This window comes from Streptomyces sp. NPDC088124 (genome assembly GCF_040685895.1).
Lineage (GTDB): Bacteria > Actinomycetota > Actinomycetes > Streptomycetales > Streptomycetaceae > Streptomyces.
On the sequence record NZ_JBFBJB010000027.1, the window covers coordinates 36353 to 56292 of the forward strand.

A 19940-nucleotide genomic window follows, 5' to 3' on the forward strand; every position below is an offset into this window, starting at 1 on the left:
GCGCTCAGAACCGGTACTCGGGCGGAAACCCGGTCCAGCGCAGTTCGTCGGGCAGATGCCGCATGTCGTTCGCGCAGACCACGATGGGCGGCCTGTCGGGCGCGTAACGGATCACTGTCAGCGCGGCGTTGGCGAAGTTGAGGCCCAGCCAGCGAGAGGGGGGCGCGTCGAGGGCCGCGCGCACCAGCCAGCCGATGAGGAAGTTGTGTGTGACGACCAGTTCGTGGCGGGGCGTGTCACCGGTGACCGTACCGGTGAACCGCGCCTGCGCCTCGCGCGCCAGGGCGCTGCCGAGCCGAGCCTCCTCCTCCGTCACCTCCGCGAGAAAGGCGAGCAGGGCGTCGGCGGAATCCGGCTGCAGCTCCTCCCGCCGCGGCAGATGCGGGATGTAGTCGCCGGCCGCCTCCGACCGGTGTGCCGGTACGCCGTCGAGCTCGGCGGTGAGCAGGGCGGCCGTCTCCTCGGCCCGGGGGAGCGGCCCGTGGTGCACCGCCGACAGGGGTACGTCGCGCAGCCGCCGGCCGAGCAGCACGGCCTGCCGGCGGCCGTTGGCGGTCAGCGCGGTCTCGTCCGCCGTCGCCTCGCCGTGCCGGGCGAGATAGAGCCACCGGGGTGCGTCACTCATGATCGTCCGTGCCTCTTTCCATCGGTTCCCTTGATGGTCGACTGCAGACAGCCACTCTCCCCGATGGGCCGGCTCCGGGGCACGGTGGGTCCTCGCGGGCCGCGGTGAGGCGGTCCGGTGACGGGCGGTCAGCGGGGTGCGGCGGCGGGTTCGGTGATGCGGCCCCGGGCGTCCGCGCGCAGGGTGACGGTTCCTTGGGCGCCCTTCACGGTCACCCGGACGACCAGGGCGTCCGTCCCCGCGTCGTGGCCGATGTCGATGCGCCAGGAGCCGTCAGTACTGATACCGGAGGAGGCGCGGGCCTCGCGGACCAGGGCTCCTGACCCCGGGAAGCCCTCGCGGCGACCTTCCCGCGGGGGACCGCCGCGCGACGGACCCCGTACACATCACCGTAAACAGATCACTCAGGGTCAGCACGCCACGAGGGTGAGGTAGGCGAAACCGAGGATGCCCCGGTAGCCCAGCCACATCGCCCGGTGCGCGTCGGCCGCGGCGCGGACGGAGCCGGCGTCGGGATGGCCGCCGTTGGCGGCGAGCCACTCCTCCTTGCCGGCGAGATATCCGGACTCGAAGTGCTCCCACTCGTCGAGGGAGGCCGTCTCGATCCACAGGGGCCGGAACCCGGCGGCGCCCGCGAGACCGACGAGCGTGGCCAGGTCCGTCTGCTCGTCCGCGGACGCGTCGGGCCACATGGCCGCGAGTTCGCCGTCCGTGGGCGGCCGCTGCCAGAATCCCTCGCCGAACAGCACCCGGCCGCCGACGTCCACCCGCTCCCGCAGGGCGCGCAGCGCCACCTCGGTGTGAGCCGGTGGCGCGGCGTCCCCGAACGTGTGACTCGAACCGACGCACAGGACGACGTCGCCGCGGCCGGGGGCGAAGTCGGCGACGGCCCCTTCGACGAACGTGGCCCGGTCGCCGAGTCCGCGCTCCGCGGCGTTCGCGCGTCCCCGCGCCAGCAGCTCCCCGTTCATGTCGACCCCGGTACCGGCGGCACCCGGCGCCGCCGCCAGCAGCCGGAGCAGCAACTCACCCCAGCCGCAGCCGAGATCGAGCACGGTGGACGGTCCGCTCGCGGCGAGGCGTTCGACGAGGCGGGCCGCCCGTGCCGGTGAGAGCGGCGAGTTGAAGTCGAGGTGGGCGTGCAGGGGCGGCGGGGAGGACGAGGCGGAGGGGGCGGCAGGGGCGGCGGAGGATGTCATGATCCGGGAGGCTACCGAGGGCTTCCGAGGGCGTCACCCGAGTTCCCGGGGTAGGCGGCTCCCACCTGCCGGAACCGGGCGACACCGCCCACGACCTCGCTCACCTCCCGCAGGAGCCGGACGTCACGCCGGCGGCCGGGTGAGTTGGGCGGCCACGGCGTCCAGGACCCACTCCAGGCCGGTCGTGAAGGATGCCTCGGCGTCCACGTCCGTGCCGTCGTACACGGCCTTGGCCAGCGCCGGGAAGCGGCCGGTGGCCAGCATTCTCGTCACATGAGGGCCGTGGGCGCGCTGCCAGTCGTGCTTGGACAGGCCCGTGGCGCGCTCGGCCCGCAGGTTCGCGATCTCGCGCCTGATCGCGCCGGTGAAGTAGGCGCTGACAGTCTCCACGGCGCGCATGACGGTGTCGACATCGGTGAGGCCGTCGAAGGCGGCCAGCGTGGTCTCGGTCACGGCGAGGCCGTTCGGCCCCAGGGACGGGCGACCGCCGAGCAGGTCGGCCAGCCATTCGTGACGGAGAGCGGCCTGCCTGGTGCGGTGGGCGAGGACGCGCAGCGCCTCCCGCCAGCCACCGGGCTGCTCCTCGGGGAGGATCTCGGCCTGGACCTCGTCCACCATGAGGTCGAACAGCTCCTCCTTGGTGGAGATGTATCCGTACAGCCGCATCGGGCCGGCGTTCAGCCGGGCGGCGACCCTGCGCAACGACACCGCCTCCAGCCCGCCCTCGTCGGCCAGCGCGATGGCGGCGGCGACGATCCGCTCCCGGTCGAGCGGTACGGGGCGAGTCGGCGGTTCCGGCCGGTCCCAGACAGTCATGCTCACACCGTACCGTTGCGATACATCGTATGTGAGCAATACAGTGTATTGACATGAGACGCCGCATCGCAGTGGTCGGGGGCGGTCCTGCCGGCCTTGCCTTCGCCCGCGTCCTGCACCGCCATGACCATCCCGTCACCGTCCTCGAACGCGATCCCGCCCCCGACGCCCGCCCCCCGGGCGGCACACTGGACCTGCACGAGGGGCTGGGTCAGCTCGCGCTGGACAAGGCGGGGCTGCTGGCGGAGTTCCAGGCACTGTCTGTCCCGTCCCGAGGGGCAGGCCATGCGCATCCTGGACACGGCCGGGACCGTCCTGCGTGACTGGCGGCCCCGTCCGGATGACCGGGCCAATCCCGAGATCGACCGCGGACACCTCCGTGACCTGCTGCTCGGCCCTCTCGACGTCCAGTGGGGACGGGGCGTGACGCGGGTGGTGCCGGGGACCCGGGACGGCGTACTGGTCCATTTCGCGGACGGGCGACAGGAAACGTTCGACCTCGTGGTCGGCGCCGATGGCGCCTGGTCCCGGATCCGCCCGGCAGTCTCGTCGGTGACGCCGCACTACACCGGCGTCACCTTGGTCGAGACCTCCCTCGGCGACGTCGACACCCGCCACCCCGACCTCGCCCGGTTGATCGGCGACGGCTCCGTAGCCGTGTACGGCGTGAACCGGGCTCTCGTCGCCCAGCGCAACAGCGGCGGTCACGTCAAGGTGTACGCCCAGTTCCGCGCGCCGCTGGACTGGTACCCGAACGTGGACCTGGCCGACGCCGAGGCTGTGCGATCGAGCCTGCTGACTCTGTTCGACGGCTGGGCCGCGCCCGTCCTCGCTCTCCTCCGCCACGGCACCGCGTTCGTCCACCGCCCCCTCCACGTCCTGCCCGTGTCCCACACCTGGACCCACGTCCCCGGGGTGACGCTCCTGGGCGACGCCGCCCACCTGATGCCCCCGTTGGGGGCGGGCGCGAACCTCGCGATGCTGGAGGGCGCCGAACTCGCCGAGTCCATCGCCACTGCCACCGGCCCTGGGGATCTGGACGAGGCCGTCCGCGCCTTCGAAGAACAGATGTGGGCACGGGCCGGCGGATGGGCGAAGATCACGACGGCCGGTCTGGAACGCCTCGTGAGCCCGGACCCCGCCGAAGCTCTGGCCCTCTTCGACGAAGTCCAGCCATCCTGACCGCCAAACGCGAGAGCGCCGGCATCAGCAGCTCGCCGCACGTTTCCGTGCCCTTCGCCGCAGAGGTGTGGTTCATCCGGCCAGTTCTGCGAGGACCTCGGTGACGGCGCGGCGTCCCAGCTCGGCCATGGTGGGGTTGGTGTGGCGGTAATAGACGATCCCGCTGACGAAGGTGAGTGCCCAGCCTCGTCCCCGGGCCCAGGCGTCGTCGTCGAATCCTCCTGCCGCGCGGAAGGTTTCCCGGGTCTCCGCACTGAGCAGCGTCCATGCGGCGATGGCATCGCAGGCGGGGTCGCCCACGCCCGCAGCGCCGAAGTCGATCACCGCTCGGAGCCGACCGTCGTTGACGAGGATGTTGCCGGGGAGGAGATCGCCGTGTGTCCACTGGGGTGGCCCGTCCCAGTCCGGCTGGTCGAGGGCTTGTTCCCAGGCGGACAGGAGAGCGGGGGCGTCGATGTCGTCCGCTGCCTTGGCGGTCCACTCCCGTACGGAGGCGTCGCGGGTGCGCAGGGGCACGCTCCGGTAGCCCCGGCGGGCCCCAGTGGTGTCGGCCTTGCGCAGGGCTGTGACGAACTCGCCGAGGTCTCTGGCGAGCCGGTGGCCGTCGGAAAGCTCGTCCGGCTCGGTGGTGGGGTGCGAGCCGTAGATCCAGCGGCTGATCGCCCACGGGAAGGGATACCCGTGTCCCGGTTGTCCCACGGCGATCGGCTCGGGCACGGCAGTGGGGAGGCAGGGGGCGAGCCGTGGCAACCAGTCCTGCTCGAAGTCCACTTGGCCGACAGCACCCTCCACCCGGGGCAACCGGGCCACAAGCTCGTCGCCCAGCCGGTAGATCGCGTTCTCGGTGCCAGCGGAGTCCACCGGGCTGATGGGCAGATCCGCCCATTGCGGGAATTGGTGCGTGAGCAGCCGTCGCACCAGCGCGCCGTCGGTCGCAATCTCATTCTCGTGCATCATCGGTCCGAGACCCTAACGAGGCGGTCCGCGGGGGGACAGCGATTTTTGCCGGTCTTCCCGGGCAGATGCCTCACGTCAACTCTGGTGTGTGACGGCGCTGATGGAGACGGCGCCGGTGAGGGGAGGCGTAGAGCGACATGGCATCCACGACTTCGGGATTGACGGCGATGTGCCGACGGGGCCCCGGATCTGAGCTCAGGACAAGATGAAGTGTCTGCTCAGCCGCGACGGGACCTGTCTCCATGGAGAGCCCGGCGGAGCTCCTCCAACGGATACGGGGTCTCCCTGTTCTCGTCCTGGACCTTGCCGTAGAAGTCCGTCATCACCGCGGCGAGCGGTGCATGGCGGGAGAGGATCGCCCTGGCCTCTTGTGGCCCGTCCGGCGGGTCCTCCCCTTCCGCGCATGCGCGGACAAGCGCCTCGCGTTCTTTCCGCTCGTATCCGTAAAGCTTCGTGATCAGCCTGTTCACCAGCCAACTGCGTGTGTAGCAGCGATCGTAGGTCCCGTGCAGTTCGAAGAAGCTGGTCTCGGACGGTGACAGATCGAATTGGGACGAGATGGCGAGGCCGTAGTCGGCGAAGTAAAGGCGTCGGCCGTCGATCAGGATGTTCTGAAAATGTGCGTCGAAGTGCAGAAGCCCACGAGCGTTCATGAAGGACGTACCAGCCTCCAACTCGCCCTCCACCAGGGAACAAGCCCGGTCGGCAGACTCTTCACCAGCCTGTATCTGCTCGGTAAGCCACTCGTCGAGCGTCTGAGGGATGTACTCCAGGAACAGCACGAGGCTCGCAGAGGACTGCTGGAGCGCCTCGATACGACAACGCACCTCCGGCCTGCCTCCCCAATAGGCCACGACCCGCTCCACGTCCGCGAGTTCCTCGGGAAGCGCGGCCGTGTCCGGCCCTCGTCATGGTGTGAACGGCGAGCTCCCGCCATGCCCCGAAACCAGGCCCCCCACCGACGCCGTACTGGCAGAAGGTGGGAATCCCGAACAGGTTGGTCGTGGATCGTGCGTGCTCCGGCAGCCGCTCCATGTCCGTGAGCGGCACCCGCTTCACGAAGACCGGCTTCCCGCCAACCTCCAGCAGCGAGGACCTCCCGCCGATACCGGAGCCAAGAGGTAGGGCGGCGTCGACGAGCTCGCCCAGCCGGCGATCACTGTGCAGGGCGAGGGACGTGGAGACCGTGCTGTAGGAGGCCAAGCGTGTGCTTTCCGGCGTATCGGGATGCGCGGCCGATAGCTGCATTGGAATGCCGACCCCGTTTCCACCATGCACCCGAGTGCCCACCGACTGCCGCCGACCTCACTGCGCACAGCGGCCGGGACCAGATCACTCTACTGAGCGGATCCACCGGGTAACCCGCACAAGCACTGGTGTCCTGTCTCAGGTAAGTCCGGGTAGCGCGAGTCGGTGACCTGCGGTGCCCGGAGATCAGTGAGACGGTTCAGCTTGTGTTCGTCTCGGCTGACTCCGGGCATGCTGGCTTGGGGCATGTGCCTCAGCTGCCTGAGAGATCCAGCGCCTTCTTGGCCTGCTTGCGGAACTCGCCGCAGAGCATCCTGTAGTGGTGGACCTCGGCGCGCAGCAGATCCATTTCGGTGGCGCTGCCGCCCTCGGCGGCTTCCTGCTCAGCTTCCTTGGCGAAGAGTTCGGAGCCCGCGATCAGGCGGTGCGCTGGGGGCGATGACCTTCGGCGGACCCTCCAGGTCAATGCGATCGAACGCGGTGGTCAACGCGTGCAGACGCTCGGGTGCCTTCTTGCGCGAGGCAGCACTGGGTTCGGCCGGGAAGGGCGTCCAGAGTGTGTCCGACCAGGTGATCGTCTCCTCTAGCGTCTCGGGCTCCAGATCGGTGCCACTGTCTGATGGGCGACGTAGTCGCGTTCCTCGGCGCGGAACAGTTCCTCAGTTACGGGTATGAACGCCCGCGCTGCGTCGACGTAGGCCAGGTAGGCGTCCTTGCGGCGGTTGGGGGCTTGCGGTGGGACGATCGGCGTGTCTCTTCCGTCGGGGGCCCGGATGCAGCTCCACCAGGGCCCTCACCGATCTGGAGGAGACTCTGGCGAGCGCCTCTCCGGGTGACGTGGGCGCGGTCCGCTTGGACGACAGGGGAAGCTGGTGATCCCGCCGCTGTCGGCCGAGGACATCCCGGCCGAGGCCAAGGCGCTGCGCGACGAGCTCGCCTCGATGTTGCCGTTCGTGCCGATCGTCTCCCTGTTGATCGAGCTGCTCCCCTCCTCCCCTCCGGCCCCTCTCACTTTCCGACGGCAGCGGGTCCCGTTCACGGCAAGAGCGCCCGAGCCGGCCGAAGCCGACCCGGGCGTCCAACCAACACACCTGTACAGAGGCCTACTTGACGGTCCGATAGGCCCGGTGGATCGTCTGCTTCAGGGTGTTGCCTGCCGCGTCCGTGAGCGTCACGCGCAGAGAGACCGCGCCCGCCTTCGCCGGGTGACGCAGGTCGAGGCGCTTGCCGTCGACCGCCTTCGCCGGGCGCCAGGTCCGGCCGTCGTCGTACGAGACGGAGAAGGCCAACTTGCGGGCGGTGCGCGCGGTGGCCGCGCCCTCGACCGTGAACGGGACGGAGAAGCGGGTACCCGCCTTGGCCGTGCTCTCCGTGGACAGCCGGGGCGTGAAGCGGACCACCGACAGCGGCAGCCGCTGCCCGACACCGGTGACGTGCGCGGAGGTGAAGGTCCACTCGGCGGTGACCCGGGTGCTGACCGAGGACAGCGTGGTGGGGCGGGAGACGTCCGTGGTGAGACGGAACGAGCGCTTGGCAGCGGGGAGTTCGTACGGGACGCCGGTCAGCGGCGTGTCCACGGCGAAGACCCGCGTGCCGCCCGCGTACAGGGTGCTCCTGGCCCTGCTGTACCGGGAGTCTCCGATATGGCCGGCGCCGTCGGAGAAGAGGGGGAGGTAGGCGAGGAAGGTGTCGCCGACGCGGACCGCGCCGGGGCGGTCCTCGCCGTCCGTCAGCGGGCCGGTGAGGTGCGGGCCGAAGACGCCGGTGTTGAAGCGCTCGGTGTACTGCCTGCCCGCGCTGTATGAGCGGGGCTTCGCGATCCACTGGCCGGCCTCCCACACCGGTTCGCCGTCCGCGTCCTTGCCTCCGTTCTGCGAGACGGAGTACCGCCACCGCACGCCCGGCAGGACGTACTCGGTGAAAGCGCCCGGCAGCGAGCGCGTGTCGAGGTGGAAGTCGAACGACGAGCCGCCCGGAGTCATCGGCGCGGCGACGAGCGTCGCCGTCTTGCCCCTGGCGGGCGCACCGGCGGCGAGCGTGACCTTGGCGAACTGCCCGCGCTTCGGGTTCGCGGTGAAGCCCGACAGGTCGCCGGTACGGTTCCAGGTCGGCCGGTAGTGCGTACTGCCGTGCGTCCAGGTGCCGTTGTACTGCGCGAACGCCTCGCCCGCCGGAAGCCGGGCCCCGAACTGACCGACGCGCAGCCTGCCGAAGTCGCCCATGTCGTATGTGGAGGTGCTCCGGTTCCCGCCGATGTCGAACCCGTAGTTGAGGGTGGCGTCGGTGTGCTTGGCCCTGCTGTCCGGCACGGTGATCCGGATCGGCTCGGCCTTGCGGGCGTCCATGACGAGGGTGGTGTCACGGGTGAGCGAGAACTTCGGGTTGAGGAGGAGGGCCAGCTCCCCGGAGTCGGCGTCGGGGGTCGCGCCCGTGTCGATCCGGCCTTCGAGGCTGTAACGCCCCTTGGGTAGCCGTACGGTGAACTCGCCGTCCGTGTCGTCGGAGTAGTCCTGCCAGATCTCGTTGTCCAGGCCCTGCACCCCGGTCTGCGAACGGGTGGCGGTCTTGCCCTGCAGGTCGAGGTGCTTGACCGTCAGGTCGTACGACTCGACCTCGCGGTGTACGCCGATGCCGGTCCGTACGGTCGTACCCGCGCCGTCCGTCGCGGTGAGCGCGCCGCCGAAGGAGCCGTCGGCCGTGCCCGCGCCGCTGTCGGCGGTGACCTGGGCGGTCGCGGTGGCGCCCGCCGGAACCGTGAGCTGCTTCGGCGAGACCTCGAACATGCCCTCGGCGGCGGGCTTTCCGTCCTCGCCGTACGCCTCGGTGCTCAGGTCGAGGGTGAGGGGGCGGTCGCCGTCGTTGCGGTAGGTGACCGTCTTCGTGGCCGGCCGGTCGTCGGTGTGCGGCCACTGCTGGGCGGGGAAGCCGAGGGTGGCCGGGTTGGTGGTGAGCTGCTGGTCGAGGGCTCGCGTGAGGTCCGTACGGCCCGTGCCCTGCGCGAACGCCGAGACACCGGCGGTCGGCTTGGCGGATGCGGTGAGCGCGGCCTTGATGCGCTCACCGGCCCAGTCGGGGTGGCGCTGGGCGAGGATCGCGGCGGCGCCCGCGACATGCGGGGTCGCCATCGACGTACCGCTCATCGAGACGTAGCCGTCGGCGGCCGGGTCGCCCTCCGTGCCCTCGGCGGCCTTCGCGGCGACGATGTCGACGCCGGGGGCGGTGAGGTCGGGCTTGAGAGAACCGTCCGCCGTCGGGCCGCGGCTTGAGAAATCGGCCATCGCGTCGGTGCGGTCCACCGCGCCCACGGTGAGCGCGGCGGCGGCGCTGCCCGGCGAACCGACGGTGCCGGCGGCGGGGCCCTCGTTGCCGGCGGCGATCACGAAGAGGGCGCCGGAGGAGGCGGACAGCTCGTCCACCGCCTGTTCGAGGGGGTCGTCACCGGGGCTGTCGGGGCCGCCCAGGCTCAGGTTGACCACCTCGGCGCCCTGCGCGACGGCCCACTGCGCACCGGCGATGACGCCGGACTCCTCGCCGTAGCCGCCGTCGTCGAGCACCTTGCCGCTGATCAGCCGGGCGCCCGGCGCGACCCCCTTGTACTTCCCCCCGGAGTGCGCGCCGGACCCCGCGACCGTGGACGCCACATGCGTGCCGTGACCCACCCGGTCGACGGTGTCCGCCGCCTCGGAGAAGTTCTTCGCCGCGTCGATACGGCCCTTCAGATCCGGGTGCGTGCCGTCGACCCCGGTGTCCAGCACGGCGACCTTGACGCCCGTGCCGTCGTACCCTGCCGCCCAGGCCTCGGGGGCGCCGATCTGGGCGGTGCTCCGGTCGAGGGCCGCCTCGACCTTCCCGTCGAGCCAGATCTTCTCGACCCGGTCGGCGGCGGCCGACCTCTCCCGCGCCGTCCCCCCGCTCCCGGTGAGCGCCTCCCACAGCTCGGCGCCCTCGGACTTACGGGCCTTCAGCGCGTCCCCGTTGACGCTGGACAGGTCCCGGCTGACCCGGGCTCCGGCGGCGGACAGCGCGCTCGGCGCGAGGGTGCGGCCCTTGGCGTACGTCACGATCAGCGGGAGGTCGGGGCGGGCCGCGTCGTCGTAACCCCACTTGACCAGCTGCGTCACGTCGAACAGCCGCCGGTCGGCGGTGCCGTTCGCGAGGAGCCGCTCGGCATCACGCGGCACGACGTAGGTGCGGTCGGCGTCCCGCGCTATTCGGAAGGCCGTACCTTCCCGCCCCTTGCCGGGCCGCACACCGGTGACCTGTCCGGTGGCGTCCAGGGTGACCCGATCGCCGGTGACGAGGGTGACTGTCCTGGCCTTGCCGAGGGCGCCGGCCGTACCTGCCGTACCGCCGGCGGACTGTGCGGCCCCGGATTCCGGGGCACCGAGCAGGGCCGCGGTAAGGGCGGCGGCGACGAGCACGGCGAGAGCGGATGCCTCACTCGCTCGCCTCTTACGGTGATTCAAGGCATGCCTTTCTCTCCGGACCTTCGGGCATGGCAGAGCAGCCCGGCGGACGGGACAAAGAAACAGAGGGGAAAGAGGCGCCCCTTCGCAAAGGGGCGCGGGGCGTACGGACTCAGACGAGCCGCTTACGACCCCAGAAGAAGAGGAACGCCACGACACCGGCGGTCAGGGCGAACAGAATCGACGCCCCGAACCACTGCATGGCGTTCATCTGCGACATCGGGAGGTAATCCACCGACCAGCCCACGACATCGGCCTTGTCCAGGCACACCTGCCGTGCCGCGTCGGTCTGCGACCCCGAACAGGTGCCCCATCCCACCAGATCCCCGCTGCCGGTGAGATACGACTGGTCGATTTCGTAGGCGCTGCGGGGGAGCGACGGGGACACGTTCTCGCCCGTGACACCCTTGTTCGTCGTGACCGTGACGACGTTGCCGAACGACAGCAGGAGGTAGCCCCAGACGAGCTGGAGGACGACGGTGAAACCGAAGGTGACCACCATGGCCGTCAGCGTGCGCCGCAGCACCACACCGATCGCCACCCCGCCGAAGACGGAGAAGAGGGTGAGGGCGACAGGCACCGGGCCCGTCGTGTTGAACGCGGCGCCCGAGGTCCAGTCCATGACCGTGTCCTCGGACTTGACGGGGTTCCACCACCAGCCGAACACCGCCGACAACACGCCCGTGCTCACCACGACCACCAGTCCGGCCAGCGCCAGCTTCGTGGCGAGCCAGCGGGTCCGACTCATGGACTGGGCGGCGACCAGCTTGGCGGTGCCGTTCTCCAGGTCGCCCGCGATGAGCGGGGCGCCGAGGAAGACACCGAGCAGGATGGGTATCGCCTGGAGACCCGTGGAGACGAAGGAGAACGCGTCGTTGTACTGCTGGAACTTGCCGCCTGCCTCGTCGAGGCTCTTGCCGGGATAGCCGTAGCCGTCGAGGAAGTCGACCAGCTGGCCGCGCTGGTAGACGATCCAGGCCACGGAGAGCGCGGTGGCGGCGAGGATCGTCCAGAACGCGGCCCGGTGCTGGCGCCAGACCAGCCAGGTCATACCGCTGAGTCGGGGGCGCCGGTTGGCCTCCGTGGTGGTCGCGTTCAAGGTCCCGTCGGTGGTCCCGTTCATGGTCCCGTTCTTGCCGTCGCTCGTGGAGCCGGTCGAGGTGCTGGTCGAGCTGCGGGTGAAGGTGCTCATGCCGCCACCGCCCCGGTGCCGAACCCCTGGCCGTGGACCTGTGCGGTGGGGGTGATCAGCGGTGGTGCGTCGGGTGAGCGGAGATAGGCGAGCAGGAGTTCCTCCATGTTCGGGGCGTTTATGTCCCAGGGGCCGGTGACCGGGCCCTCGGGGCGGATGAGCGCGGTGAACTGCCGTCCGCTGGTCCGGGACTCGACGAGGGTGTGGTGCCCGAGGGCGAGGGCGGGAGGCATGCCGTCACCCTCCTTCGCGCCCGTGACCAGGGTGTGCACGGACATCAGCTCGTCCACGTCACCGGCGAGGCGCACTCCGCCGCCGGAGACGACGACGAGGTAGTCGCACACGTTCTCCAGTTCGGCCAGGACGTGGGTGGACATCAGCACGGTGGTTCCGCGCTCGGCGGCCTCGGCGAGGAGGGTGCCCATGATCTCGTGGCGCACGACCGGGTCGAGGTCCGACATCGGCTCGTCGAGCATCAGCAGGTCGGGGCGCTTTCCGAAGGCGAGGGCGATGGCGACGCGGGTGCGCTGGCCTCCGGAGAGGGTGCTGATCTTCGCGTCGAAGGGCACGTTGCCCGCGCGGATGATGTCCTCGGCGGCACGCTGGTCCCAGCCGGGGTTCAGCTCCCGGCCCAGACGCAGGGTCTCCGCCACGGTGAAGCGGCGGAACAGGGGCTTCTCCTGGGCGAGGAACGCTGTGCGCCGACCGGACTCCACCGAGCCCGGAGCCTCACCGAACAGGCTGATCGAGCCGTTCGTCGGCTGCAGGATATGGGCCGCGATGCTCAGCAGCGTGGTCTTGCCCGCCCCGTTGGGCCCCACCAGGCCGCAGATCCGTCCCGCCGGGAGCCGGAAGGAGCAGTCCCGCAACGCCCAGCCCCGCCGGTAGCGCATCCCCAGCCCGTACGCCTCGATCGCCGGTTCCCCCGCGTACATACCTTCACTCACCTGTGCTCCTGGTTGTCGTGGCCCCCGTGGACCCCGTTGTCATGGACCCCGTTGCCGTCACGTTCCCGGCGGCGTACTGCTTCTCCATCGCCGACGCGACCAGCGCGGCAACGTCCTCCTGCTCCAGACCGGCCCCGGCCGCCTTCGACATCCACGCCACCAGCTCCACGTACAGCGGCGAGTCGGTGCCCGTCTCGGGGCGGCCCAGCGTGCGGCGTACGAAGGTGCCCTGGCCCGGTCGCGGTTCGACCAGGCCCTCGCGCTCCAGCTCGCGGTACGCCTTGAGGGTGGTGTTCGGGTTGACCGTGCTGGTCGCGGCGACCTCCTTGGCGGTGGGCAGCCGGTCACCCGGCACGAGTACGCCCAGCCGGAGGGCCTGCTTGGTCTGCTGCACGATCTGCTGGAAGGCGGGGACCCCGCTCCGCCTGTCGATGCGGTACTCCACGATCACCACCATCATTCCACTACTTGATTAGTGGAATGATGATGGAAGGGTGGGAGGGCGGTTGTCAATGCCGACCGGGGACGAGGGGAGTTGAGCGATGTTCGGACCGGTGACGGGCGGTGGTTTCGTGGTGCGGTCACCGGGGACGGGCAGTGGATCTTTGTCCTGTCTCAGCTAGGTCCGGGCATCTGGGGCCCTCTGACCTGGGGTGCCCGGAGAACTCTGAGACGTCCGGATCTGGGATCGTCTCAGTTTGCTCCGGGTAGCTGTCCTACCGTGGCAGCATCCGTAACTTGTCGATCCATGCCGACGTCAAAGGCCCTTCAGGACACGATCAAGTGCGGACCGGCCTGCGGGCCCCCAGTTCCGCTTGCCGCCAGGCAGACCGCGATCCCCGGCTCGGCCCATCGCCATCAGGAACAGGCTCCTCATCGCGGCCAGTCCGCGCGCCCGTCGCACCGCTGCGTCGTCCGCCTGTGCGTAGCTGTTGAAAAACCGTGCGGCGCCGCCCGCGGGGAGTAGCAGCCAGGCGGCCGCGAGGTCCCACGCCGGGTCGCCGGCGACCAGCGCGCCGAAGTCGACGACACCCGCCAGTGTCCCGTCCGCGACGACGACGTTCGCGGGATGCAGGTCGCCGTGCACCCACACGGGTGGGCCCTCCCACCCCGGGGCCGCCACCGCTTCACCCCAGACTTCACGGATCTCGTCGGCGAGGTCGGCAGGGGCAACGTCCTGGAAGAAGTGCTCGAAGCCGTTCGTGCAGTCCTTGGGGTGAGCACCGAAGTCCGATGCGGTAGGTGCGTCGGTGGGCGCTTCCACGTGCAGCGCCCTGAGGAAGTCCGACAGCGTCTCGGCCGCGTGGTCGCCGCGAGTGATCGAGCCGTGGTCCAGCGGCGTGCCGTCGACCCATGTCATGACGGTCCAGATCTTGGGGAAGCGCTCGGATGGTGCACCGTCCCGTAGGGGGACAGGAATCGGCAGCGGCAGGCGCGCGGCCAGAGTCGGCAGCCACCGGCGCTCCTTGAGCTGCAGATCGGGGCTCCTGTCCATCCGCTGCATCCGGACGGCCAACTCGTCACCGAGGCGCCACATTTGGTTGCCCCAGCCGCCCGCCACTTCGCGGATGGGCAGCTCGGCCAGGTCTGGATGCTGCTCTCGAAGCAGGTCGCGGACCAGATCCTCGCTGATCTCAATCTCGGACTCGATCATGCCGAGTCACCGTACTTGAGGTAGGCGGAGGCCACCTTGCACTTTGGGAGATCCAACTCCCCGGCTGGATCTCCCGAGCTGGAGGCGCCCATGCTCAGTCGATTTCCGATTCAGGCGGCCTTGGTCTCGCGCAGGATCTGCGTGACGCGGCGGATCATGGCGCCGGTCTTGCTGGGGAGGGTGGGCAGGTTGGTGACATAGGCGGGGTGGTTTGGCGGGAGCCGTCGCGTGAACTCCTTCATGAAGCGGTCGACATTGCTGGGGAACATGCTGTCGGCGAGGAGGGATCGCCAGGCAGGTGAGGCGACCAGCGACATCATCGTGACGGCCGCTGGATAGGCCGCCGCGTAGAGCTGTGGCCCCCAGGACAGGTAGGGGCCGCGGGGCTTGGCGAGTCCCTGGCCGAGGGCGTCCGGGACGAGCGTGTAGTGATGCGCCGCGAACAGTTTCCAAAGGGCGCCGCCGGTCCGAAAGCACTCAGCGGTGACTCTCTCTCCATGACGTCGGACGAGGCGGTGGTGGCGACGCTGAGCCCAGAGGGTTCCCGGCATCTGCGCGAGGTCGACCTGTTCGCGCGTGACAGCGACGGCTTCGCCGATCCAGAGCCTGTGCTGGAGGCAGACGTGGGTGTAGATGGGAATCCAGGTCATGACGTGCTGGCCTGGCGTTCGGGTGGCTGTGCAGCGTCGGCAGGCCCAGCGCCGGCGGAGACGCATGGACACGACCGGCGGCAGGGAGCGGCCCAGAGGGCTCATGCCGTGCTCGTGTCTCCAGCGCAGTTCCGGCAGCGCGTGCCAGAACGTCTCTCGGGACAGGCCGGTGAGGATCGTCAGACGCCGCAGAAGCGCGGTGACGGAGTCGCCGTCGTGCGCCAGCCAGAGTGAGGGGGTGTGGAGACGTTCTGCGGGAATGCGGTTGGCGTGGGCCAGCCGCTGGCAGTACGACTGCAGGGTCTCGTTCGGGAACGGGGGGAGTGGACGGGGCAACGGCCGGAAGATCACAGGCCGGAAGGGAGTGGTCATCCAGCGGATTTCCGAGGGGTGGGCTTGCCGGACTGAGTGGATTCGCTGCTGTGGTCGATGCGGATCGTGGTCAGGGCGGAGCGGGTGATGCGCTCGCTGCCGTCCAGGATGGCGGTGACGGCTGCGGCGCGGATCAGGTGGGAGAGGCTTCCGATCATGCCGCCGGTGCGCTGGTGGAGATACTTCGACAGCCGCACAAGTGTCCCGGGTTCGTGCTGCTGCAGCCGTAAGGTGCCCTCCAGGCTGGCCACCAGCGACCGCCATTCGGCGTTGAGCGGGAAGGGGCCGGTGCGGATGAGCACGCAGCGGCCGGCGAGCTGACTGCCGCGGATTCCGGCGAACAGCCCGGAGTGTTCGACGTTGATCCCGGCATATACGAACGTGGCGGGCAGGTGCTCGGTGAAGTACTTGAGATGGTCCGACAGCTCCTCACCCGCGATCGTTGCGTGATTCATCAGATGGATTTCGTCGACCAGCACCAGGTCCGTCCGGGCCTCGATCAGTACTTGGCAGACCGCGCTGGTGACGTCGGTGGTGTTGTGCCGAGGCGTGATGACCGGCAGGCCGAGGAACCGGGCGAACTCCATCGCCAGCTTGCGGGGTGACCCACGGGGAGGAGCGGTGATGTAGACAACCGGGATGCGGCCGCTGCCCGGATAGCGTTGTCGGACGCGCAGCTCATGGAGGCGAGCGAGCTGCTTGAGGGCGGTTGTCTTGCCGGTGGTCCACTCGCCGGAGACGATCAGTCCGCGACGAGCCCCGTGTTCGCGTTGGTTGAGCAGGGTCAGCAGTCGGCCCTGGTGGGCGATCTCCTTGACCGTGGAGGTTCGCACGACCTGGAGTTCGGAGTGGTAGGCGATGCGAGCCTCGTCGTAGGCGTCCCTCTGCGCCCCGTCCAGCGCCTGCCAGCGGTCGTCGGGCAGCAGGTCGAACGTGGCGGGATCGGCGTCCACGAAGTGCCGCCACCCGGCGAGCGTGGTGGACGGGTCGGTGCGTGGTTCCCCGGCGGGGTCCCCTTCGTCCGGCTCGGGCGGTTTCACCACCATCGTTCGGCCTCCTTCCGGGCGTCGAAGATCTCCAGCGGGATGACGTCGGCGAGTTCGTCGTCTGCGCCTTCGCCGGTGTCGTCCTTGCCGGACTCGGGTGGGTCCGGCGGCGTCCAGGGCCGGTTGGGCGCACTGGTGGTGCGGGTGCGGGCGGCGACCTTGCGATCCCTGCGACTGCCCCGCTTTGGCTCCGCCGGCATGGCCGCGGACTCTTGTGGTCCGTCGCTGGCCCGATCCAGCAGCGCGAGGGCGGCCTGGGCAATCTCCTCCTCGCTGACAGGATCGGTGCCGCGCCGGGCCAGAATGCGGCGGGCATGGTCCCAGGCCAGCTCGCCCATGGGCGTCGGTGCGGTGCGAAGATGCCGCCAGACAGCGGTGATCCAGCTGCCTTGGCGGTGGTTGCGTACCCAGACGCGGGAGATGTCATAGGGGTCGTAGTGGACCTCCCAGTTCCGACCGTCAGGGCCCATCCCGGAGGGCTGCCGACGGAAGGGGTTCAACTCCGTGCTGTCGTAGGTGCGGTGGTTGATGCGGATCCCATAGGAGTTGATGGTCCGCCAGTGCCGGGGCAACAGCTCGATGTACTCATCTGGGCTGAGCGCGACCGGGACGTGCCCGGCCGCCGCGACCAACGCGGCGTACTTCTCGTTCGGACTCAACGCCTTCCCGGGCATCAGCGGATCCCGCAGCCCGTCGTGCGGCCGGTTCTGCCAGTGGACGATCCACTCCTGCAACAACTCCTGGAGCTGGTGGATCGTCCAGACCGCCTCCGCGGCTGGATGGGCGCCGCGGTGTTCGGTGCTGCGTCCCTTGTGGCCAGCAACGTGCTGGACGAACATCGTGGCCACCGAGCCCAGCGTCTTCTCGATGTGCGGCTTGTCCGTCGGGGTATCGGGGTGGGCGGGCTGGAAGGAGATGCCCAGCGATTGGCAGGCCGAGCGGAACGTGTCAGAGATAAAGGCCTTGCCTCGGTCGCAGACGATCGTCTCCGGCGTGATCACGGGGACGGCTGCAGCCTGGGCCAGCCGTTCGTCCAGCGCCATGAGCGAGGTGTGCGGCAGCACCGAGCGGGACATTCGCAGGGCGTCCGCCCAGCCTGGGCGCATCGGCTCCGGCGTCATCGCCCGGGCCAGCAGCAGTGCTGCGTCCACCGCCTTCGTCGACGGCCGCAGCACCGCTGCGGCCAGCGTGCGGGTCGCGATGTCGACGATGCCGGTCAGTTCGACGCTGTCCACCGTGCCGTCGTCGTGAACGACCAGCACGTCCAGCGGAGTCGAGTCGATCTCCATCACCTCGCCCGGCCGGGCCGCGGTGAGCTGGCCGAACATGCCGTCCGGCTGTTTGGCCAGCGAGCGGCGGGTGCGGGCCGAGCCCAACGTGTGCCGCCCGAAGCTGACCGCATTCAGCAGCCGGTAGAACGTCGCCCGCGACGGCAGTGGCACCACTCCAGGGCCGTGTTCGGCCTCCAGGAGGCGTTCCATTCGGCGCCGCAGCACCTGCGCGGAGACCGTGGACCGGTCGGTCTGCTCGTCCACGATCTTCCGAAGAGCCTCGACTACCCGCCGGTCGGTGCGGCCCGTGCCGTCCGAGACGGTCCGCAGCCGCGGGTCGACCAGCCCGAGTATTCCCTCCCGCTCGAACCGGGCCCGCATGTCCTGTAGGACAGTCAGCGACACCGCCGTCCCCGCCGCCGCCAACTCGGCGGCCTTCGCCAGTTCCCGCTGACGCAGGGACCAGACTGCCGGTTCGTACTCGGGCTTCACCGGGCCGTGTGGATCTTCCAGGGGCCTCCCGGTGAGCATCTCCACCAGGTGCCGCTGCCACCACTCGGCCCGCTCAACCGCCCTGGCTGGGAGTCCTTCCAGGGCTCCAGCCGGTGGGACGACCGTCCGCACCGAGGCCGGTGTGACCACTTCGAAGCCGTTGGAGGACAGCAGATGGGCCAGCATCACCACGCTCGCTGACTGGCCCTCGTCGACCAGCCGGACCGCAGTCCCCTCCAACGCGGCGACCGTATGAAGCCGTCCGCCGAAGCGGACCAAGTCACCCGCACGCAGCAGCCGCGGACGCGACGGCATCCCCGCCTCCCTCCCGCACTTCACCGTGCCGGACCTGCGTGTCCGCCGACAGCAGGCCGCTCTCCAAGTCCGTGGTCAGAATCCGGCGCCAGAGCAGGTGGAACAGCACCGGCAGCACCGCGATCTGATCACCCACCCTCCGAGCCCCGTCCAGTAGACCGGCGCCGTCAGCGAATACCTCCACGAGGCGATCTGCGACGTCAGGGTGGTGTACCCGCGGATGCCGGTGGCCGGCCAGCCACCGCACGTTCGCCATCAGCACCGCATTCGGCGTCCCCACCCGGGCGAAGTCCCAGCCCACCGACCGGCAAGCCGCCGCGGTCACCGCGAACTTCACCGCGTCCTGCGGCTCGATCCGCTCATCAGGGCGCACGTCCACCACCAGGGCCGTGCCGTCGGCCCGGCGGACGAAGAAGTCCGGCGTGTGCCGCACCCGCTTCCCTCCCGGCTCCGCCCAGGACAGCCGGAACGGCTGTGAGGACATGCCTGTCACCAGCGGGTCGAAGTCGAGCAGCATCAGGCGATCGCGCTCCAGCCACGACTCGTAGCCCACATGCCCGCCACACGTCGCCGACCAGTACCAGCCGCACCAGTTGCCCTGCCCCCGGAAAGCCGGAAACCGGCGCTCGGGCCGTACCGACTCGAACCGGACCGACCACAGACACCCCAGCGGCCCGCGCTCACGGACCCCGCCCGCGCTGACGTACTCCAGCTCGACGTCCTCCGCTGACACCTCACACGCATCCATCCGGGCCTCCGGTACTACGCCGACCAGCCACGACGACCGTAGGCACAGCCGCAGCGGCGTACCCGGAGAAGACCGAGACACCCCACTAAATGCCCGGAGATGACTGAGACGCCAGCTCAGATGCCCGGAGATCTCCGAGACTGCCCGGACATCGCAGAGACAGGACAACTGGGAGCGGACATATGTCGGGACGCTGGCCGGTCGAGGGCGCCGACCGGGTGCGCACACTTTTGCAAGCGTCTGCTTGCAAAAGTTAGCGAGGCGACGCACCATGGGGTCATGGCATCACTCAACGTCGGCAATCTCGGTGAGTACCTGCGCGAGCAGCGTCGCAACGCGCAGCTCTCGTTGCGGCAGCTCGCCGATGCCGCCGGGGTGTCGAATCCGTATTTGAGTCAGATCGAGCGCGGGCTGCGCAAGCCGAGCGCGGACATCCTGCAGCAGCTCGCCAAGGCGCTGCGGATCTCCGCGGAGACGCTGTACGTCCAGGCCGGGATGCTGGACGAGCGGGAGCGCGAGGAGTTGGAGACGCGTGCCGTCATCCTCGCCGATCCCTCGATCAACGAGCGGCAGAAGCAGGTGCTGCTCCAGATCTACGACTCGTTCCGCAAGGAGAACGCCCTCGACACGGAGGCGCCGGAGTCGGATTCGGAACCGGCCGCGGATCCGGCCTCGGAGTCGGATTCGCAACGGACCTCGGAGCGGGCCGCCCGTGCGGACGGCGGCAGTGGTGTCACCCACCCTCACACTGATTGATCCG

15 protein-coding genes and 2 pseudogenes are annotated in these 19940 nt (G+C 69.8%); 2 read left to right on the plus strand and 15 right to left on the minus strand.

All coding sequences use genetic code 11. The features are described 5' to 3' along the window. Positions 1–4 precede the first annotated feature (4 nt). The 3 genes from AB0P17_RS22820 to AB0P17_RS22830 form a co-directional block, all read right to left on the minus strand. A complete protein-coding gene (locus AB0P17_RS22820) occupies positions 5–628 on the minus strand; it encodes a histidine phosphatase family protein (RefSeq protein ID WP_365813785.1) in 624 nt (207 codons plus the stop codon). Positions 629–1035: 407 nt separating this feature from the next. Further along, complete coding sequence (locus tag AB0P17_RS22825; protein WP_365813689.1) at positions 1036–1824, minus strand: class I SAM-dependent methyltransferase; 789 nt, start codon at positions 1822–1824, stop codon at positions 1036–1038. A 123-nt stretch (positions 1825–1947) separates the two neighbouring features. Further along, on the minus strand, positions 1948–2640 hold the full coding sequence (locus tag AB0P17_RS22830; protein ID WP_365813691.1) for a TetR/AcrR family transcriptional regulator C-terminal domain-containing protein: 693 nt from the start codon (positions 2638–2640) through the stop codon (positions 1948–1950). 53 nt (positions 2641–2693) lie between these two features. On the opposite strand from AB0P17_RS22830, the pseudogene AB0P17_RS22835 reads away from it, so the two are divergent. Next, positions 2694–3822 (plus strand): annotated as a pseudogene (locus AB0P17_RS22835) (NAD(P)/FAD-dependent oxidoreductase). Between the two features lie 72 nt (positions 3823–3894). Here AB0P17_RS22835 and AB0P17_RS22840 read toward each other — a convergent pair. The 12 genes and pseudogenes from AB0P17_RS22840 to AB0P17_RS22895 form a co-directional block, all read right to left on the minus strand. Further along, positions 3895–4779 carry an aminoglycoside phosphotransferase family protein gene (locus AB0P17_RS22840; RefSeq protein ID WP_365813693.1) on the minus strand — a complete coding sequence of 295 codons (885 nt, stop codon included), beginning with the start codon at positions 4777–4779 and terminating at the stop codon, positions 3895–3897. Positions 4780–4997: 218 nt separating this feature from the next. Further along, positions 4998–6027: pseudogene (locus tag AB0P17_RS22845) on the minus strand (serine/threonine-protein kinase). 253 nt (positions 6028–6280) lie between these two features. Further along, the gene (locus tag AB0P17_RS22850) at positions 6281–6493 is read right to left on the minus strand and encodes a hypothetical protein (protein WP_365813695.1); all 213 of its coding nucleotides are present in this window, start codon (positions 6491–6493) and stop codon (positions 6281–6283) included. Between the two features lie 637 nt (positions 6494–7130). Next, positions 7131–10493, minus strand: a complete 3363-nt coding sequence (locus AB0P17_RS22855; protein WP_365813696.1) for a S8 family serine peptidase — start codon at positions 10491–10493, stop codon at positions 7131–7133. 112 nt (positions 10494–10605) lie between these two features. Continuing rightward, positions 10606–11685, minus strand: a complete 1080-nt coding sequence (locus AB0P17_RS22860) for an ABC transporter permease subunit (protein ID WP_365813698.1) — start codon at positions 11683–11685, stop codon at positions 10606–10608. Continuing rightward, positions 11682–12620 (minus strand): ABC transporter ATP-binding protein, encoded by a 939-nt coding sequence (locus AB0P17_RS22865; RefSeq protein WP_365813786.1) that lies wholly within the window; start codon positions 12618–12620, stop codon positions 11682–11684. The genes AB0P17_RS22860 and AB0P17_RS22865 overlap by 4 nt, the downstream gene beginning before the upstream one ends. A 4-nt stretch (positions 12621–12624) precedes the next feature. Then, complete coding sequence (locus tag AB0P17_RS22870) at positions 12625–13092, minus strand: GntR family transcriptional regulator (RefSeq protein ID WP_365813700.1); 468 nt, start codon at positions 13090–13092, stop codon at positions 12625–12627. A 297-nt stretch (positions 13093–13389) separates the two neighbouring features. Beyond that, complete coding sequence (locus AB0P17_RS22875; RefSeq protein WP_365813702.1) at positions 13390–14286, minus strand: aminoglycoside phosphotransferase family protein; 897 nt, start codon at positions 14284–14286, stop codon at positions 13390–13392. Positions 14287–14396: 110 nt separating this feature from the next. After that, entirely contained in the window at positions 14397–15272 is an 876-nt protein-coding gene (locus AB0P17_RS22880; protein ID WP_365813704.1) for a hypothetical protein, read from the minus strand. A 32-nt stretch (positions 15273–15304) separates the two neighbouring features. Then, positions 15305–16354 (minus strand): ATP-binding protein, encoded by a 1050-nt coding sequence (locus AB0P17_RS22885; protein WP_365813706.1) that lies wholly within the window; start codon positions 16352–16354, stop codon positions 15305–15307. Further along, positions 16345–18432, minus strand: a complete 2088-nt coding sequence (locus AB0P17_RS22890) for a transposase (protein ID WP_365813708.1) — start codon at positions 18430–18432, stop codon at positions 16345–16347. Before AB0P17_RS22890 ends, AB0P17_RS22885 begins: the two co-directional genes overlap by 10 nt. Continuing rightward, complete coding sequence (locus tag AB0P17_RS22895) at positions 18398–19165, minus strand: TnsA-like heteromeric transposase endonuclease subunit (RefSeq protein WP_365813711.1); 768 nt, start codon at positions 19163–19165, stop codon at positions 18398–18400. The genes AB0P17_RS22890 and AB0P17_RS22895 overlap by 35 nt, the downstream gene beginning before the upstream one ends. Before the next feature lie 294 nt (positions 19166–19459). Here AB0P17_RS22895 and AB0P17_RS22900 point away from each other — a divergent pair, with 294 nt between their 5' ends. Then, entirely contained in the window at positions 19460–19936 is a 477-nt protein-coding gene (locus AB0P17_RS22900) for a helix-turn-helix transcriptional regulator (RefSeq protein WP_365813713.1), read from the plus strand. Positions 19937–19940: the final 4 nt, after the last annotated feature.

Coding starts and splice junctions, on each gene's coding strand:
- AB0P17_RS22875 (WP_365813702.1), bottom strand. CDS start 14,286: ATGATCGAGTCCGAGATTGAGATCAGCGAGGATCTGGTCCGCGACCTG.
- AB0P17_RS22870 (WP_365813700.1), bottom strand. CDS start 13,092: ATGATGGTGGTGATCGTGGAGTACCGCATCGACAGGCGGAGCGGGGTC.
- AB0P17_RS22860 (WP_365813698.1), bottom strand. CDS start 11,685: ATGAGCACCTTCACCCGCAGCTCGACCAGCACCTCGACCGGCTCCACG.
- AB0P17_RS22865 (WP_365813786.1), bottom strand. CDS start 12,620: ATGTACGCGGGGGAACCGGCGATCGAGGCGTACGGGCTGGGGATGCGC.
- AB0P17_RS22840 (WP_365813693.1), bottom strand. CDS start 4,779: ATGATGCACGAGAATGAGATTGCGACCGACGGCGCGCTGGTGCGACGG.
- AB0P17_RS22830 (WP_365813691.1), bottom strand. CDS start 2,640: ATGACTGTCTGGGACCGGCCGGAACCGCCGACTCGCCCCGTACCGCTC.
- AB0P17_RS22890 (WP_365813708.1), bottom strand. CDS start 18,432: ATGCCGTCGCGTCCGCGGCTGCTGCGTGCGGGTGACTTGGTCCGCTTC.
- AB0P17_RS22825 (WP_365813689.1), bottom strand. CDS start 1,824: ATGACATCCTCCGCCGCCCCTGCCGCCCCCTCCGCCTCGTCCTCCCCG.
- AB0P17_RS22900 (WP_365813713.1), top strand. CDS start 19,460: ATGGCATCACTCAACGTCGGCAATCTCGGTGAGTACCTGCGCGAGCAG.
- AB0P17_RS22885 (WP_365813706.1), bottom strand. CDS start 16,354: ATGGTGGTGAAACCGCCCGAGCCGGACGAAGGGGACCCCGCCGGGGAA.